The organism is Ruegeria sp. SAZD011 (assembly GCF_059612545.1).
This window is the reverse complement of record NZ_JBXWQU010000014.1, coordinates 210117-224649: the sequence shown is the minus strand read 5'-3', so window position 1 is coordinate 224649 and position 14533 is coordinate 210117. Positions and strand designations below refer to the sequence as shown.

The following is a 14533-nucleotide window of genomic DNA, read 5'->3' as shown; positions in this document are numbered from 1 at the left end:
GGCTTATTCGGCCGCCTTCTTGGTGTCTTTCATCGAGGCAAGCACCTTCTCGCCCCAGCGCAGCTGTTCGCGCAGGTCGTCGATGGCCTGGGTCAGCTCGTCGCGCTGCGCTTCCATATCGGCAAGCCGCTCGTGGGCGATCTCGTAGGTGCGGTTCAGCTGCATGTGCTGCTGGTCGCCCACGTGATAGAGGTCCAGCAGCTGGCGGATCTGCTCCAGGCTGAAGCCGAACCGTTTGCCACGCAGGATCAGCTTGAGCCGGGCGCGGTCGCGTTTGGTGAACAGGCGCTTCTGACCTTCCCGGACCGGGAACAGAAGCTCCTTGGATTCGTAGAACCGCAACGTGCGCGGCGTCACGTCATAGGCGTCGCACATTTCGCGGATGGTCATCAGGTCTTCGGTCATTCTCTCAATCTCTCGTCGCTGGCGTCATGGCAGAGAGGTGATCAGCTTGCCCGCCGTTTACAACATTCAGTTGACGTTGACGTAAGCTGAACGTCACGTCACTTTTTTGCTGACGTAAGATCAAGTCGCGGAAGGCGCCTTTGACGACATTTCCTTACCCGGCGGAAGCCGCGTCCGAACTGTGTTTCGCGGCCGGTACCGACGGTAAAGCAGCGGAATCAGCGTCCGGTGGCACCGCCGCGTGGCCCGCGGTAGAAGTCGCTGCGCGCCTGACGGCGGGCGGCGATCTCGCGGTCCCATTGCGCCTGGTCGACGCCCGCAGGCGCGGTGCCGTGCCCGGTGGGACCGGGGTCGCAGGCCGCCAGTGCAAGGGCGGCGATCGTCAGGAATACAAGGAGTGCAGGGTTCGGCATCTGATCCTCCCGCAAAGGCCCCGCCGGCAGGTGCAGGGCAGGGTCCAGCCTGCGCCAGGCAGGGATCAAAGGCAACCCATCGGCGCGCGCGCCCGGATCACGTTTGCGGCAAGGAGCGGTTTACTTGATGCCTTTGGCGGTTTGTTCACGCAGCTGCTGCAACTCGCTCATGGCTTCTTCCAGTTGCTGCTGTTGCAGGCGCAATTCGTTCATCTGGCGGTCGGCCATTTCGACAAAGGCGGTCATCTGCGCCTGGTTGCCTTCATCCTCGTAGATCAGCAGCCACTGACGGATTTCTTCCAGCGCAAATCCAAAGCGTCGGCCGCGCATGATCAGCTTCATCCGCGCCCGTTCGCGGGCGCCGTAATAGCGGGCACGCCCCTCGCGGTCGGGCTGGAGGAGTTCGATATACTCGTAATATCTGAGCGTGCGCGGGGTCACGTCGAACTCGGCGCACATCTCCTTGAATGACAAACGCGTCTCGGGCATGTCCAATCTCCTTGCCCGCAACCTAGGGGCTTGCGAATTCCAGCGCAACTGCCGGGCTTGCCCTTTGTGTCGCGGCCTGCTCATAAAGGAGCGGAACAAAGGCGGGATCGCAAGCGCATGACAGACAAGGTGAAACTGGCCCGGCAATTCATCCAGGCGATACCCCATGCCAAAGCGCTGGGGCTGGAGTTGACCCATATCGGTCAGGGCGAGGCCGAGATTTCCATGCCCTACAACCCCGATCTGGTGGGCGATCCGCGTACCGGTGTCATTCATGGTGGCGCGGTGTCGGCGATGCTGGACACCTGCTGCGGCGCCGCAGTCATGAGTCATCCCGCAGCGCCGGGCGGAACTGCGACAATCGACCTCAGGATCGACTACATGCGGGCCGCGACCCCGGGGCAGACCATCACCACCCGTGCGACCTGTCACCATATCACGCGCAATGTGGCCTTTGTCCGTGCTGTTGCCACCGATGACGATACCGACCGACCCGTCGCCACCGCTGCCGGTGCGTTTACCGTGGAGGGTCGCTGAGATGGCCCGGACCCGTCCCGAACCGATGCAGGTGGTCAAGCAGCGCCGCGATGCCGCGTTGAACGCGCTGGTCAGCGGCGTGCCCTATATCCGCTTTCTGGGCATCACCTTTGACCGCCGCGGGGACGAGCTGACCGGGGTGCTGAATTTCGACGACAAGCTGATCGGCAACCCGTTCCTTCCCGCCATCCACGGCGGGGTGACGGCGGCGTTTCTCGAGGTGACGGCAATCATCACCCTCAGTTGGGCGCATCTGTTCGAACGGATCGAGAGCGGTGACCTGGCGCCCGAGGATATTCTGACCGACGAGAACATGCGCTTTCCCAAGACCATCGACTTTACCATCGACTACCTGCGCTCGGGCCTGCCGCGCGATGCCTATGCGCGCGCCTATATCAGCCGCGCCGGGCGGCGCTATGCCTCGGTCCGGGTCGAGGCATGGCAGGACCACCACGACAAGCTTTATGCGCAGGGGACCGGGCATTTCCTGATGCCGCAGGATCCCAAACCCGAAAGCTGAGCCGTACATGTCCGACGCGGCCCCGATCACGCATCAGCGGGTTCTGAAGATCGCCGTTCCGATCATGCTGGCCAACATGACCGTGCCGATCCTTGGCGCGGTGGATACCGCCGTGGTGGGGCAGATCCCCCAGGCTGCGCCCATCGCCGCCGTTGGCGTCGGCGCGATCATCCTGTCGGCGATCTACTGGATCTTCGGCTTTCTGCGCATGGGCACCGCCGGCTTGACGGCGCAGGCCCATGGGGCAGGGCAAGAGGGCGAGGTTGCCGCCCTGTTGACCCGCTCACTGATGATCGGTGTGGCAGGTGGAGTCGCACTGATTCTGCTGCAACTGCCGATCTATTGGGGCGCGTCGGCCGTCAGCCCGGCCAGCGCCGAGGTTGAGACGCTGGCGCGCGGCTACATGTCCATCCGCATCTGGTCGGCCCCCGCCGCCATTGCGATCTATGGCATCACCGGCTGGCTCATCGCGCTGGAGCGCACGCGGGCGGTGCTGGTGCTGCAACTGTGGATGAACGGGCTCAACATGGGGCTCGACCTGTGGTTCGTGCTTGGTCTCGGCTGGGGGGTGAACGGGGTTGCCTTTGCCACTTTCATGGCCGAGTGGACCGGGCTCGCCTTTGGCCTCTGGCTCTGCCGCGATGCCTTTTTGAACCCGCGCTGGCGCGACTGGGCGCGGGTGTTCGAGGCCGCCCGCCTGCGCCGCATGGCGGTGGTCAACACCGATATCCTGATCCGCTCGATGCTGCTTCAGGCGATCTTTGTCAGCTTCCTGTTGCTCGGCGGGCGGTTCGGCGACGTGACGCTGGCGGCCAATCAGGTGCTGCTCCAATTCGTGCATATCACCGGCTATGCGCTCGACGGCTTTGCCTTTGCCGCCGAGTCGCTGGTGGGGCAGGCCTTTGGCGCCGGTGCGGTGGCCCGGCTCAGGCGCGCGGCGTGGATGACCAGCCTCTGGGGGCTGGTGCTGGCGCTGCTGCTGGCGGTGGTGTTCTGGGCGCTCGGGCCCTGGCTGATCGACGTGATGACCAAGGATCCGAGCGTGCAACTGGCGGCTCGCGATTATCTGGACTGGATGGTGGCGGCGCCGCTCTTGATCCTGGCACTGGTGATGTTCGATGGCATCTTTATCGGCGCCACCCGCTCGGCCGACATGCGCAACATGATGGCCCTTTCGGCGGCGATCTATTTTGCCGCCGTCTGGCTGTTGATCGAGCCCTACGGCAATCACGGCCTGTGGATGGCGCTGACGATTTCCTTCATCGCGCGGGGCATCACGCTGGGCCTGCGCTATCCGGCGCTGGAGCGCGCGGCGGTCAATCCAACAGGCTGAGCAGGTCCTCGGGCGGACGCCCGATCACCGCCCGGTCGCCCTTGATTGCCAGCGGCCGTTCGATCAGCACCGGGTTTTCCGCCATGGCGGCCAGCAGAACCGCGTCGGGGTCGCTCTTGCTCAGACCCAGTTCCTTGAACCGCGCCTCGCCCGTGCGCATCATTGCGATGGCCGAAACCCCCAGCGCCGCCTGGGTGGAGCGCAGTTCCTCAAGGCTGGGTGCATCCTCCAGATAGCGGCGCACCTGCACCTCGGCGCCGCGCTCTTCCAGCAGCGCCAGACCCTGCCGCGATTTGGAACAACGCGGATTGTGCCAGTATTCGATCACAGCCAGTCCTTTCTTCCGGTTCCCACCGCCTCGGCGACCGAGGTGAAGCCGTCCCGCGCCAAAAGCGCATCAAGCCCGCGCGCGATCTCAGCCGCCAGCGCCAAGCCGCCGTAGACCATCGCGGTATAGAACTGCACCGCCGAAGCACCAGCGCGGATCTTGGTATAGGCCTGTTCGGCATTGCCGATGCCGCCCACGCCGATCAGCGGGATCTCGCCGTCAGTCAGTGCCGACAGCCGCGCCAGAACGCGGGTCGATTTGTCGAACAGCGGCGCACCCGACAGCCCGCCCGTCTCGCCCTTGTGGGGGCTTTTCAGCCCCTCGCGCGAAAGGGTGGTGTTGGTGGCAATCACCGCATCCACGCGCGTATCACGCGCCACGGCGGCGATATCGGCGATCTCGTCCTCGCTCAGATCCGGCGCGATTTTCAGGAACACCGGGATCGGTCGCGCCAGCGCATCGCGGGTCTCGATCACGCCCGAGAGCAGCGCCGTCAGCGCCGCGCGCCCTTGCAGGTCGCGCAGTTTCTCGGTGTTGGGAGAGCTCACGTTCACGGTGGCAAAATCCAGATGCGCCGCGCAATGCGCCAGCACGCGGGCGAAATCGCCGGGCCGGTCGGTGCTGTCCTTGTTCGCCCCCAGATTGAGACCGATCACCGCGTCACGGGGGCGCTTTGCCAGTCGCGCGGCAATCGCCTCCATCCCTTGGTTGTTGAAGCCGAACCGGTTGATCGCGGCGCGGTCCTCGGTCAGGCGAAAGAGACGCGGGCGCGGGTTGCCCGGCTGCGGGCGCGGCGTGGCTGCCCCCACCTCGATAAACCCGAAACTTGCCCGCGAGAGTGGCGCCAGTGCCTCGGCATTCTTGTCAAAGCCTGCTGCCAGCCCTACCGGGTTGGGCAGATCGAGCCCCGCCACCCGCGTGCGCAGCCGGGGCGAGGTCACCGGGCCGGGCAGGGGCACGAGCCCCGCTTTCAACGCCTTGATCGACAGGCCATGCGCGGTTTCCGGGTCCAGCCGGTGCAGGGCGGCCAGCCCCAATCTCTCGATCATCTTCATCCGAAGCTTGTGCCCCCTGTGCCGGGTTTGGTGCGGATCAGGCGCGAGGTTGCGACCGCCGCCTGCCGGTGAACCACCGCCTGCCGATAGGCGGGGTCGGTCACCATTTCCAGAAACGCATGGGCATTGGGGTAGCGGGCGATGAACATCTCGTCCCAGACCTCGTCGCCGGGGCCGATCAGCACGGTCTGAAACGCGCCGCGCCAGACGATCGAGGCGCCCAGCCGCGCGATGATCGGCGCGGTCTCGCGGCCATAATTGCGATAGGCCTCGGCCCCGCTCAGCCCGGCATCACCCAGCGCATGGCCCTCGGGATAGGCGGCGTGGTCGCGGAACCTGACAAGGTTCAGCATCTCGATGGGATGGTCGCGATCCAGCGCCTTGAACGCCTCGAACTGGGCGCGGTCGGGGTCGATATAGCCTGTCATGTCATCTCCTGCGGGAATTGATGCACGCCATCCACCAGCGGCAGCGGCTGCGACCAGACCACATCCGACAGCCGCAATTCGCGGTATAGATGCGGAAACAGCGCGCCGCCGCGCGACACTTCCCATTTCAGTGCCGCGCCCAGAACATCGGCCTCGCAGGCCAGCAAGACCAGCCCCTCGGCCCTGGCAAAATGCTTGGCTGCCGTTTCCGCCGCCTGCTGGGCGGTCGAGAAATGCACGAACCCATCAGCCAGGTCCACCGGTGCCCCGGCGCTCTGGCCGTCACGTGTCAGCGCCGCCCATTCGTCGGCCCGTAAAATCTTGTAGATCAGCATGGCCCGGTGATGCCTTGGGCAGGGTGAGGAATCAAGCGCGATTTCCCTCACGAGACCTTTGACTCCGCTCAATTCCGCGCGCACCATCACGCGCAATAACAACAGGGAGTTGATAACATGTTCACCCGTTTCATGACTTCGGTCGCGGCGCTGGGCCTGACGGCCGGCATGGCCGCCGCTGAATATAAGCTGACCATTCTGCATACCAACGATTTCCACGCCCGGTTCGAACCGATCAGCAAATATGACAGCGGGTGCAAGCCCGAAGAGAATACCGAAGGCAAGTGTTTCGGGGGCACCGCCCGCCTTGTGACCGCGATCGAGGCCGCCCGCGCCCGCGCCGGCAATTCCATCCTTGTCGATGGCGGCGACCAGTTCCAGGGGACGCTGTTCTATACCTATTACAAGGGCAAGGTCGCGGCCGAGTTCATGAACAAGCTCGGCTATGACGCGATGACCGTGGGCAACCACGAATTCGACGACGGCCCCGAGGTGCTGCGCGGTTTCATGGATGCGGTAAGCTTTCCGGTCCTGATGTCCAATGCCGATTTCAGCGGCGAGGAGCTGCTGGCCACCAAGCTGCTGAAGTCGACGGTGATCGAGAAGGGTGGTGAAAAGATCGGCCTGATCGGCCTGACGCCCGAGGATACCCATGAACTGGCCAGCCCCGGCCCGAATATTTCGTTCTCGGACCCGGTGCCTGCCGTGCAGGCCGAGGTTGACCGGCTGACCGCCGAGGGCGTGAACAAGATCATCGTCCTCAGCCATTCGGGTTATGGCACCGACCAGCGGGTCGCGGCGGAAACGACCGGCGTCGACGTGATCGTGGGTGGTCATTCCAACACCTACCTGTCGAATGTCTCGGACAAGGCGTCAGGCCCCTATCCGACCGTGGTCAACGGGGTGCAGATCGTGCAGGCCTATGCCTATGGCAAGTTCCTGGGCGAGTTGAACGTGACCTTTGACGATGCGGGCAACGTGATCGAAGCGGTGGGCGAGCCGCTGATCATGGACGCCGCTGTGTCCGAGGACGCCGCTACCGTCGCCCGCATCCAGGAACTGGCGGTGCCGCTGGAGGAGATCCGCAGCAAGGTGGTGGCCAGCGCCGCAGCCCCGATCGAGGGCAGCCGCGATGTCTGTCGGGTGCAGGAATGCCAGATGGGCAATCTGGTCACCGACGCCATGCTGGACCGCGTCGCCGATCAGGGTGTCACCATCGCCATCGCCAATTCGGGCGGCCTGCGCGCATCGATCGACGCGGGCGATGTGACCATGGGCGAGGTGCTGACCGTGCTGCCGTTCCAGAACACGCTGGCAACCTTCGAGGCGACCGGCGCCCTGATCGTCGAGGCGCTGGAAAACGGCGTCAGCCAGGTTGAAGAGGGCGCGGGACGCTTCCCGCAGGTTTCGGGCATTACCTTTACCTGGGACGGCGCCCAGGCGCCGGGCAGTCGTGTTGTCGAGGTGATGGTGGCCAGCGAGGACGGGTATGTGCCGCTTGACCCGGCGGGGACCTATCTGGTGGTGACCAACAACTATGTCCGCAATGGTGGCGACGGCTATGCCATGTTCTCGGGCGATGACAAGAACGCTTATGACTACGGTCCGGACCTGGCCGATGTGACGGCAGAGTATCTTGCCGCCAATGCGCCCTATCAACCCTATGTAGATGGGCGCATCACCAAGAAGTAACGGTCAGATCCCGGTCTGGTCCAGCTCGGGCCAGAGCCGGGGATCGAGCTCCGCGATGAAGGGCGCAAGCATGGCCTCATGCTTGCGCCATTTGCCGACCGAGCGGGTATGCACCGGCTGGCGCAACTGGTTTGCGCTGAGTGTCAGCACCTGGCCTGCCGCCTGATCGGGTCGCGCCATCTCGGGCACCCAGTCCAGCCCCAGATGTGCGGCCAGCCGGTGGCTGGCGCCCTCCACATCCGCCACCAGATCCTCGTAAGCCAGATCCAGGATCCGGCCCGGGAACTCCGCATGCCAATGCGCCATCATCCGGGCATACAGGTTGAACCGATGCGCCATGGCCCGCAGGTCATAGGCATAGTTCAGCGCCGATCCCGCCAGATGCGCCTGCCACAGCGACAGCGCCACATCGCGCGGGTCGCGCCGCAGGTGGATCACCCGCGCATCCGCCCGCGCCGTCAGCAGGAACCCCACCAGCCGATAGTTCTCGGGCATCTTGTCGGTATAGAACCGGGTGCCGTCGGGCAGGGCGGGCAGGCTCTCGGCCTCACCTTTGCGGAAGGTGGCGCGCGCCTGTTCATCGAATGGCAGGTTGCCGTTGATCAAGGGGGCCAGCAGACGACCCGGCGCGATACGCTCGCCCAGCGGATGTACCGCCGGATGCGCGCCCAGCATTGCCTCGGTCAGAGAGGTGCCGGATCGCGGCAGGCCCAGCACATAGGCCGGTGCCACACCGTCGCCCGACCCGTCACGGTCCGCGCCCGGCCCGAACCGCGCCATCAGCGCCTCGCTCAGCCGGGTGTCGGCCCCGGCGTCATAGGGCATCAACCGCGCCATCGCTGCATTGGCGCGGGTCAGGTGTTTGGCAAACCCGTCCTCGTCGCCCGCTTGCGCGGCGATCCGGGCCAGTGCGAAATGCAACTGCCCCTTGGCGGGGCCGCTGTCATCGGCGGCCTTCAGCGCCGCCAGCGCCTGTGGGATCAACGCGGCGTTTTCCGCGCCCGAATTGATCTGCGCCAGTTGCTCCAGCGCCTCAGGTTGTCCCGGCGTGATCTCCAGCACCGCCCGGTACTGTTCCTTGGCGGCCTCGGTCTGACCCTGTTCCACCAGCCGCATTGCCAGCGCCAGCCGGGCCGGAACATGACCCGGGGCCAGTGCCACCGCCCGTTCCGCCACGGTGCGGGCCGCATCGGGCCGGTCGGCCCGCGCCAGTGGCAGCGACAGCGCGATCAGCGCCTCGACATTGCCCGGCTCAAGCTCTGCCGCGCGTTCGAGATCGGCCAGTGCCCCCATCTCGTCACCTGTTTGTCCCAACAGCCGGGCCCTGAGCAGATACCCGCGCGCCTGACCGGGATACAGCGCGATCACGCGGTCCACCGCAGCCTTCGCTGCCACGTCATCGCCCCGTGCCATTCCAACTTGCGCCAGCAGCGCCCAGGCCCCGCCGTCCTGCGGGTTCGCATCGGTCAGCCGCCGCAGATGCATGTCGGCCTCGTCCGTGCGTCCCAACAGCACCAACGTCTGTGCCAGATTGCGCCGGGCGTCATGGAAATCGGGGGCAAGCTTCAACGCCAGCTGGAAATGCGGCAGCCCGGCCTTGTGCCGGCCCAGGCCGCATTCGGCGATCCCGGCGATGTTCATCCAGCCGGGATGCGTCTTGTCGGCTTTCAGCCCCTTGCGGGCCAGTCGTTGAGCGGTGCGGAAGTCGCCGCCTTGGACGGCGCGCTGTGCCTGAGAGATGTCGTTCTGCACCTTGAGCTGTCTCCGTTACAAGATGAGCACAGGTTTAGGGTGCAAGGCGCGGGGCCGCAACCGCCGCGCCCTTGGACACACGGGTTGACGCAGGGCAGGAAGGTCATATAATTAACGAAATAGTTAAATAATGGGTACCCCATGAAACTGCATGTCTTTCCTCCGTCCCCGAACTCTCGCAAGGTGCTTGTGGTCAACGCCCATCTGGGTCTGAACCTGCCGCTGGAAATGGTCAATCTCGCCACCGGCGAGCAGCACGCCCCGGGATTTGTTGCCCTCAACCCAAATGCCAAGGTGCCGGTGCTCGAATATGAAGACGGCGGCACGCTCTGGGAATCGAACGCCATCATGGCGCGGCTTTGTGCCCAGGCTGACACGTCGCTCTGGCCAAAATCCGACATCCGCTATGATATCCTTCGCTGGCAATATTGGGAGACCGCGCATTGGACGCCTGCGCTTTCGCCGTTCATCAGCCGCCATATCTTTGGCCAGATGGATGCCGATCTGGAAGCCGCCACCACGCAGACCGCCAGATACGGGGTCGTTCTCGATGCTCATCTGGCCGGGCGTGACTGGCTGGTTGGCGACGGGGTGACGCTGGCCGATATCTCGGTTGCCTGCATCCTCAGCCTGCGCGATCAGTGCCAGTATCCGCTGGACGGCTTTGCCAATATCCACCGCTGGATCGCGGCGGTCGAAGCACTGCCCGCCTGGCAGATCGCCGAGGCCCAGGTGCAAGAGGTGCTGGCCAAGGTGCAGGCGGCCTCGTAACCTGCCGCCATGTGCGGACGGATCGCCAACACCCTGCCCAGCGACGCCATGGCGCGCCTGTTCCAGGCGCAGCCGGCCAATGACCTGCCATCTGTGCCGAACTACAATATCTGCCCGACCAACCCGGTGCATGTGGTGCGGGCGGGGCCGGGCGGGCGGCACCTGTTGGCGATGCGTTGGGGCTTCCTGCCGCAGTGGTACAAGACCGAGACCGACGGCCCGCTGCTGATCAATGCCCGCGCCGAGACACTGGCCGACAAACCCGCCTTCCGCGCCGCCTGTCGCCAGCGGCGCTGTCTGGTCCCGGCCACCGGGTTCTATGAATGGACGCGACCGGGCGGAGACGTGCGCCTGCCATGGTACATCCACCGCCGCGACGGTGCGCCGATCGCCTTTGCCGGGATCTGGCAGGACTGGGGACCCGAGGGCGCGCGCCAGCCCACCTGCGCCATCGTCACCACCGCCGCCAACAATCATCTGGGTAATCTGCATCACCGGATGCCGCTGATCCTGGAACCAGATGATTGGCCACTCTGGATGGGCGAGGCAGGCCATGGGGCCGCCCGGCTGATGCATCCCGGCGCCGAGGATGTGCTGGATTATCACCGCGTCGACCCGGCGGTGAATTCGAACCGCGCCACCGGACCCGAACTGATCGAACCTTTCGACGGGTGATCTTTTACTGATCCGCAAAGGGCGCTACACCGCGCGCATGGCTCTTGAATTCACCACGCTCCCACAGCTCTATGCGCATGGCTATGACGCCGTCATCGACGTGCGCAGCCCGGCGGAATTTGCCGAGGATCACCTGCCCGGCGCCATCAACCTGCCGGTGCTGGACAACGAAGAACGCGCCCGCGTCGGCACCATCTACAAGCAGCAAAGCCCGTTTCTGGCGCGCAAGCTGGGCGCGGCGCTGGTGTTCCGCAACGCCGCAAACCATGTGGAGCAGAGCCTCTCCCATCACGCGGGCAACTGGCGGCCGCTGGTCTATTGCTGGCGGGGCGGGCAGCGGTCCGGCTCGTTCACATGGATGCTGCAACAGATCGGCTGGCGGGCCGAGGTGGTGGCGGGCGGGTACCGCAGCTATCGCCGACTGGTGAACCGCTACCTCTACGAGGATCCGCTGCCGCACCGGCTGGTGGCGCTCGACGGGTTCACCGGCACCGCCAAGACCGAGATCCTGGCCCGCTTGCCCGCGCTGGGCGTCCAGATGCTGGATCTCGAAGGGCTGGCCAATCATCGCGGCTCGCTGCTGGGGGCGCGTCCCGGCGGCCAACCTGGGCAGAAGGCGTTCGAATCAGCGCTGGCGGCGGCGCTTTGCAGGCTCGACCCCGCGCGCCCGGTGGTGGTCGAGGCGGAAAGCTCCAAGATTGGCGAACGCATCCTGCCGCCCAGCCTCTGGGCCGCGCTCTGCGCCGCGCCCCGGATCGAGATCGAGGCGCCGGTCGCCGCCCGCACCGCCTATCTTACCGCTGCCTATGACGATATCCTGTCGGATGCCGAGACTTTGAGTGCCCGGCTCGACCCGCTGCGCTATCACCGGGGGCATGCGGTTGTCGAGGGGTGGCTGGCCCTGGTCGCGGCAGGTGACAAACACGGGGTCACCCGCGCCCTGATGGAGCAGCATTACGACCCGGCCTACCGAAAATCCCGCGCCAGCCATGCGGTGCAGGTTGCGGCGTGTCTGCGGTCCGACACACTCGACCATGCAGGCATTGATGCGCTGGCGGAACAGGTGGTCGCAGCGCTGGAGAATCTCTGAGTGCTGCAAGTGGGGGCGCTGCCCCCGTCGCGGCGGGCCGCGACTCCCCCGGAGTATTTGGGGGCGAAATGAAGGGGTCTGGCCTGCTGCTTCTTTCTGGTTGGAAATACTCCGGGGGGAGGCGCCCGGAACGGGCGGCGGGGGGCTGGCCCCCCGTCAACGGGCGAGGCGCAGGCCGGGCTTTTCGGTGAGTGTCCCGATCCGGGCGGCGGGGTAGCCTGCTTTGATCAACGCCGCGAGACACGCTTGGGCCTGATCGGGGGCGACAGCGGCCAGCAGACCGCCCGCGGTTTGCGGATCAAAGAGCAGCGCCGCCGCGCCGGTGGCGGGCAATTCCGGCACCAGCATCCGGTTATCGGCGAAGATGGACGAGCGGTGACCCGCCTCGGACAGGGCCAGCGCGCGCGCCATCTGCGGCACCGCGTCGAGGGCGATCTCGGCCCCGGTACCCGAGGCCTCGCACAGCCCGTGCAGGTGACCGGCAAGGCCGAAGCCCGTCACATCGGTCATCGCACGGGCCGTGGCCAGTATTCGCGCGGCGGCTCCCTGGTCTGTGGTCATATGGGCATAAGCTGCGGCTACATCGGTGCCTGGCGCCTGGCCCGCCATCTCGGCGGCCATCACAACACCGCTGCCCAGTGGTTTGGTCAGGATCAGGACATCTCCGGGTCTTCCACCCGCCAGAGTAATCGGGTCTTGTGCACAAAGGCCCGTCAGGGTGAAACCGATGGTCAACTCGTCCCCGACCGAGCTATGGCCACCGACGATCTCGGCCCCGGCGGCGCGCATCACCTCGGTTGCAGCGGCCATGATCTCGGTCAGGCTGCGCTGTTGCAACTCGGGCGACAGGCGCGGCAGGATCACCGTTGCGGTGGCCGCCTGCGGCTCTGCCCCCATGGCCCAGATATCGCCCAGCGCGTGATAGGCGGCGATGCGGGTCATCAGCACCGGATCCTCGACCAGCGCGCGCAGGTGGTCCGAGGTCATCACCTGCCGGACACCGCCGGTTGACAGCAGCGCCGCGTCGTCGCCGGGCAGCGGGGTGATATCGTTGCGTGTCGCGCCCGGCAGTGGCGCCAGCGCCGCGCGCAACGCAGAGCGCCCGACCTTGGCGCCGCAACCGCCGCAAAGCGGCTTGTCCCCCAGCGCCTCGCTCAGCCCGGCGCTGTGAAGCTCGGGCAGGGCGGGCTGGCCCATCTGCGGCAGGTCGCGGAAGCGGTCCATAAAGGTCCGGTCGATCCGGTCCTTCCATCGCCACATGGCGGGCCCCGCAAAGACACGGCCCCATTTCTCGGCCAGGGCGGATTTGCCGCCCAACGAGATCAGCTTGAGGTAATCGGATTGCGGGCGATAGGGGCGCGGATGCCCGGCCCCCAGCGCCGCGCGCAGATTGTCATAGAGAACCGGCGCCTCGCGCACGGCATAGACCCCGGCCTTGGGGCGCGGATTGTCGGTCAGATGCGCGCAATCTCCGGCGGCGAATACCATCGGATCGCTCGAGCGCAGGCAGGCATCGACCGAGATGAACCCATCGACGGTGTCGAGCCCGGTCTCGGCCAGCCAGGGATAGGCGCGCGCGCCGGCGGCGCCGGTCACGAAATCGGCCTCTATGCGGCGGCCATCGGCCAGTTCGACTGCTTCGGCGATGACCCGGGCAATCTCGACCCCTTCGACCAGGGTCACGCCCAGCCCCTCCATAGCCTGCCGGATGCGTTGGGTGGCGCGCGGGCCAAGACCCGCCAATACCGGCGCGCGGTCGATCAGCGTGACCTGACCCGCGCGACCCCGGCTGCGCAGCGCATGGGCCATGGCCATGACCAGTTCGGCCCCCGCCACCCCGCCCCCGATCACCGCCACCCGCGCCGGGCCGTTGCCCGCCAGATAGGCAGCCCAGCGGGCGGCGAAGGGGCCCAGCGGTTTGGCCGGAACCGCGTGATCGGCAAAACCCTCCATCTCGGGCATGGCCGAGGTGATGCCGACATTGACCGAGGCGACGTCAAAGCCGACCGGCGGACGCCCCGGCACATGTATCTCGCGCCGGTCGAGGTCGATCCCCTGGACCGCGCCCAGCACCACCCGCGCGCCCGCGAAGCGCGCCAGTTGCACCAGGTCGATATCCAGCGCCGCGCGGTCATAGTGACCGGCGACAAAGCCGGGCAGCATGCCGGAATAGGGCGCGGTGGGGCCTGGGTTGATTACCGTCACCCGGGTACCGGCCAGCGGCAGCATCCCCCATTTGCGCAGCACCAGCGCATGGGTGTGCCCCCCGCCGATCAGTACAAGGTCACGGGTGCGGGGCAGGGGCGGTATGTGCATGTTGTCAGTTGGCCGTATGCTCTGGTGTGTCGTCGTCGGGGGCAACCGCATGGGTGGCCCATCTGCCATCCCCGCCGGTGGGCGGCAGGGTCTCGGGCGTTTCATGCCGGTGAATGTGCCATTTTGCAATGAACAGGGCCGTGACCGGCGCCGTCAGGAACAGAAACAGCGTGATCAGCAATTCATGCAACGAGATGTGATCCTCGAGCGTCAGAGAATGCAGGATCGAGGCGATAAGGACCCCGCCCACCCCCAACGTGGTGGCCTTGGTCGGCGCGTGCAGGCGCGACATCGGGTCCTTCAGCTTGATCATCCCGAACGAGCCGACAAAGCCGAACACGCCCGACACGATCAGGAAGAAGGCGATGACGATTTCCCAGATTTGTTCCATCCT

The 14533-nt window shown here is 66.0% G+C and carries 17 protein-coding genes; 7 read left to right on the top strand and 10 right to left on the bottom strand.

Annotated features, from left to right (window positions below; all coding sequences use genetic code 11):
* Positions 1 to 3: 3 nt before the first annotated feature.
* The 3 genes from AC2FLM_RS04270 to AC2FLM_RS04260 form a co-directional block, all read right to left on the bottom strand.
* Positions 4 to 405, bottom strand: coding sequence for a MerR family transcriptional regulator (locus AC2FLM_RS04270; protein ID WP_234170547.1), 402 nt, complete (start codon positions 403 to 405; stop codon positions 4 to 6).
* A gap of 218 nt (positions 406 to 623) precedes the next feature.
* Entirely contained in the window at positions 624 to 818 is a 195-nt protein-coding gene (locus tag AC2FLM_RS04265; RefSeq protein WP_496856029.1) for a hypothetical protein, read from the bottom strand.
* 120 nt (positions 819 to 938) lie between these two features.
* Positions 939 to 1307, bottom strand: coding sequence for a MerR family transcriptional regulator (locus AC2FLM_RS04260; RefSeq protein WP_234138845.1), 369 nt, complete (start codon positions 1305 to 1307; stop codon positions 939 to 941).
* A 117-nt stretch (positions 1308 to 1424) separates the two neighbouring features.
* Here AC2FLM_RS04260 and AC2FLM_RS04255 point away from each other — a divergent pair, with 117 nt between their 5' ends.
* The 3 genes from AC2FLM_RS04255 to AC2FLM_RS04245 are packed head-to-tail and all read left to right on the top strand — an operon-like array spanning position 1425 to position 3697.
* The gene (locus tag AC2FLM_RS04255) at positions 1425 to 1844 is read left to right on the top strand and encodes a PaaI family thioesterase (RefSeq protein WP_234138846.1); all 420 of its coding nucleotides are present in this window, start codon (positions 1425 to 1427) and stop codon (positions 1842 to 1844) included.
* Position 1845: 1 nt separating this feature from the next.
* A complete protein-coding gene (locus AC2FLM_RS04250; RefSeq protein WP_234138847.1) occupies positions 1846 to 2364 on the top strand; it encodes a PaaI family thioesterase in 519 nt (172 codons plus the stop codon).
* A 7-nt stretch (positions 2365 to 2371) separates the two neighbouring features.
* Positions 2372 to 3697: an MATE family efflux transporter gene (locus tag AC2FLM_RS04245; protein WP_496856027.1), complete on the top strand. Its 1326-nt coding sequence runs from the start codon at positions 2372 to 2374 to the stop codon at positions 3695 to 3697.
* Here AC2FLM_RS04245 and arsC read toward each other — a convergent pair.
* Genes arsC through AC2FLM_RS04225 form a run of 4 tightly spaced genes read right to left on the bottom strand, consistent with a single transcriptional unit; the run spans position 3681 to position 5843 of the window.
* The gene (gene arsC / locus AC2FLM_RS04240; RefSeq protein WP_496856025.1) at positions 3681 to 4025 is read right to left on the bottom strand and encodes an arsenate reductase (glutaredoxin); all 345 of its coding nucleotides are present in this window, start codon (positions 4023 to 4025) and stop codon (positions 3681 to 3683) included. The genes AC2FLM_RS04245 and arsC overlap by 17 nt on opposite strands.
* Positions 4022 to 5080 carry a quinone-dependent dihydroorotate dehydrogenase gene (locus AC2FLM_RS04235; RefSeq protein WP_496856023.1) on the bottom strand — a complete coding sequence of 353 codons (1059 nt, stop codon included), beginning with the start codon at positions 5078 to 5080 and terminating at the stop codon, positions 4022 to 4024. The genes arsC and AC2FLM_RS04235 overlap by 4 nt, the downstream gene beginning before the upstream one ends.
* Positions 5077 to 5508 carry a DUF1330 domain-containing protein gene (locus tag AC2FLM_RS04230; protein WP_496856021.1) on the bottom strand — a complete coding sequence of 144 codons (432 nt, stop codon included), beginning with the start codon at positions 5506 to 5508 and terminating at the stop codon, positions 5077 to 5079. Before AC2FLM_RS04230 ends, AC2FLM_RS04235 begins: the two co-directional genes overlap by 4 nt.
* Positions 5505 to 5843, bottom strand: a complete 339-nt coding sequence (locus AC2FLM_RS04225; protein WP_496856019.1) for a DUF952 domain-containing protein — start codon at positions 5841 to 5843, stop codon at positions 5505 to 5507. Before AC2FLM_RS04225 ends, AC2FLM_RS04230 begins: the two co-directional genes overlap by 4 nt.
* A gap of 117 nt (positions 5844 to 5960) precedes the next feature.
* Between AC2FLM_RS04225 and AC2FLM_RS04220 the strand changes: the two genes are divergently transcribed.
* On the top strand, positions 5961 to 7535 hold the full coding sequence (locus tag AC2FLM_RS04220) for a bifunctional metallophosphatase/5'-nucleotidase (protein WP_496856017.1): 1575 nt from the start codon (positions 5961 to 5963) through the stop codon (positions 7533 to 7535).
* A 3-nt stretch (positions 7536 to 7538) separates the two neighbouring features.
* Here AC2FLM_RS04220 and AC2FLM_RS04215 read toward each other — a convergent pair whose 3' ends face one another.
* Positions 7539 to 9287, bottom strand: a complete 1749-nt coding sequence (locus tag AC2FLM_RS04215; protein ID WP_496856015.1) for a sulfotransferase family protein — start codon at positions 9285 to 9287, stop codon at positions 7539 to 7541.
* A gap of 141 nt (positions 9288 to 9428) precedes the next feature.
* Here AC2FLM_RS04215 and AC2FLM_RS04210 point away from each other — a divergent pair, with 141 nt between their 5' ends.
* From AC2FLM_RS04210 to mnmH, 3 genes are read left to right on the top strand one after another with little or no spacing between them, the layout of a single operon-like run.
* A complete protein-coding gene (locus tag AC2FLM_RS04210) occupies positions 9429 to 10058 on the top strand; it encodes a glutathione S-transferase family protein (RefSeq protein ID WP_496856013.1) in 630 nt (209 codons plus the stop codon).
* 9 nt (positions 10059 to 10067) lie between these two features.
* Positions 10068 to 10733, top strand: coding sequence for an SOS response-associated peptidase (locus AC2FLM_RS04205; RefSeq protein ID WP_496856011.1), 666 nt, complete (start codon positions 10068 to 10070; stop codon positions 10731 to 10733).
* A 37-nt stretch (positions 10734 to 10770) separates the two neighbouring features.
* Positions 10771 to 11823, top strand: coding sequence for a tRNA 2-selenouridine(34) synthase MnmH (gene mnmH / locus AC2FLM_RS04200; RefSeq protein ID WP_496856009.1), 1053 nt, complete (start codon positions 10771 to 10773; stop codon positions 11821 to 11823).
* A gap of 156 nt (positions 11824 to 11979) precedes the next feature.
* Here mnmH and selD read toward each other — a convergent pair whose 3' ends face one another.
* Entirely contained in the window at positions 11980 to 14139 is a 2160-nt protein-coding gene (gene selD, locus AC2FLM_RS04195; protein ID WP_496856007.1) for a selenide, water dikinase SelD, read from the bottom strand.
* Positions 14140 to 14143: 4 nt separating this feature from the next.
* Positions 14144 to 14530, bottom strand: a complete 387-nt coding sequence (locus AC2FLM_RS04190) for a Na+/H+ antiporter subunit G (protein WP_234170561.1) — start codon at positions 14528 to 14530, stop codon at positions 14144 to 14146.
* Positions 14531 to 14533 lie beyond the last annotated feature (3 nt).

What these genes read in the sequence shown, in the direction of transcription:
- selD (WP_496856007.1), bottom strand. Translation starts at nt 14,139, where the DNA reads ATGCACATACCGCCCCTGCCCCGCACCCGTGACCTTGTACTGATCGGC.
- mnmH (WP_496856009.1), top strand. Translation starts at nt 10,771, where the DNA reads ATGGCTCTTGAATTCACCACGCTCCCACAGCTCTATGCGCATGGCTAT.
- AC2FLM_RS04190 (WP_234170561.1), bottom strand. Translation starts at nt 14,530, where the DNA reads ATGGAACAAATCTGGGAAATCGTCATCGCCTTCTTCCTGATCGTGTCG.
- AC2FLM_RS04235 (WP_496856023.1), bottom strand. Translation starts at nt 5,080, where the DNA reads ATGAAGATGATCGAGAGATTGGGGCTGGCCGCCCTGCACCGGCTGGAC.
- AC2FLM_RS04265 (WP_496856029.1), bottom strand. Translation starts at nt 818, where the DNA reads ATGCCGAACCCTGCACTCCTTGTATTCCTGACGATCGCCGCCCTTGCA.
- AC2FLM_RS04250 (WP_234138847.1), top strand. Translation starts at nt 1,846, where the DNA reads ATGGCCCGGACCCGTCCCGAACCGATGCAGGTGGTCAAGCAGCGCCGC.
- AC2FLM_RS04260 (WP_234138845.1), bottom strand. Translation starts at nt 1,307, where the DNA reads ATGCCCGAGACGCGTTTGTCATTCAAGGAGATGTGCGCCGAGTTCGAC.
- AC2FLM_RS04230 (WP_496856021.1), bottom strand. Translation starts at nt 5,508, where the DNA reads ATGACAGGCTATATCGACCCCGACCGCGCCCAGTTCGAGGCGTTCAAG.
- AC2FLM_RS04225 (WP_496856019.1), bottom strand. Translation starts at nt 5,843, where the DNA reads ATGCTGATCTACAAGATTTTACGGGCCGACGAATGGGCGGCGCTGACA.
- AC2FLM_RS04245 (WP_496856027.1), top strand. Translation starts at nt 2,372, where the DNA reads ATGTCCGACGCGGCCCCGATCACGCATCAGCGGGTTCTGAAGATCGCC.
- AC2FLM_RS04210 (WP_496856013.1), top strand. Translation starts at nt 9,429, where the DNA reads ATGAAACTGCATGTCTTTCCTCCGTCCCCGAACTCTCGCAAGGTGCTT.
- AC2FLM_RS04205 (WP_496856011.1), top strand. Translation starts at nt 10,068, where the DNA reads ATGTGCGGACGGATCGCCAACACCCTGCCCAGCGACGCCATGGCGCGC.
- AC2FLM_RS04255 (WP_234138846.1), top strand. Translation starts at nt 1,425, where the DNA reads ATGACAGACAAGGTGAAACTGGCCCGGCAATTCATCCAGGCGATACCC.
- AC2FLM_RS04270 (WP_234170547.1), bottom strand. Translation starts at nt 405, where the DNA reads ATGACCGAAGACCTGATGACCATCCGCGAAATGTGCGACGCCTATGAC.
- AC2FLM_RS04220 (WP_496856017.1), top strand. Translation starts at nt 5,961, where the DNA reads ATGTTCACCCGTTTCATGACTTCGGTCGCGGCGCTGGGCCTGACGGCC.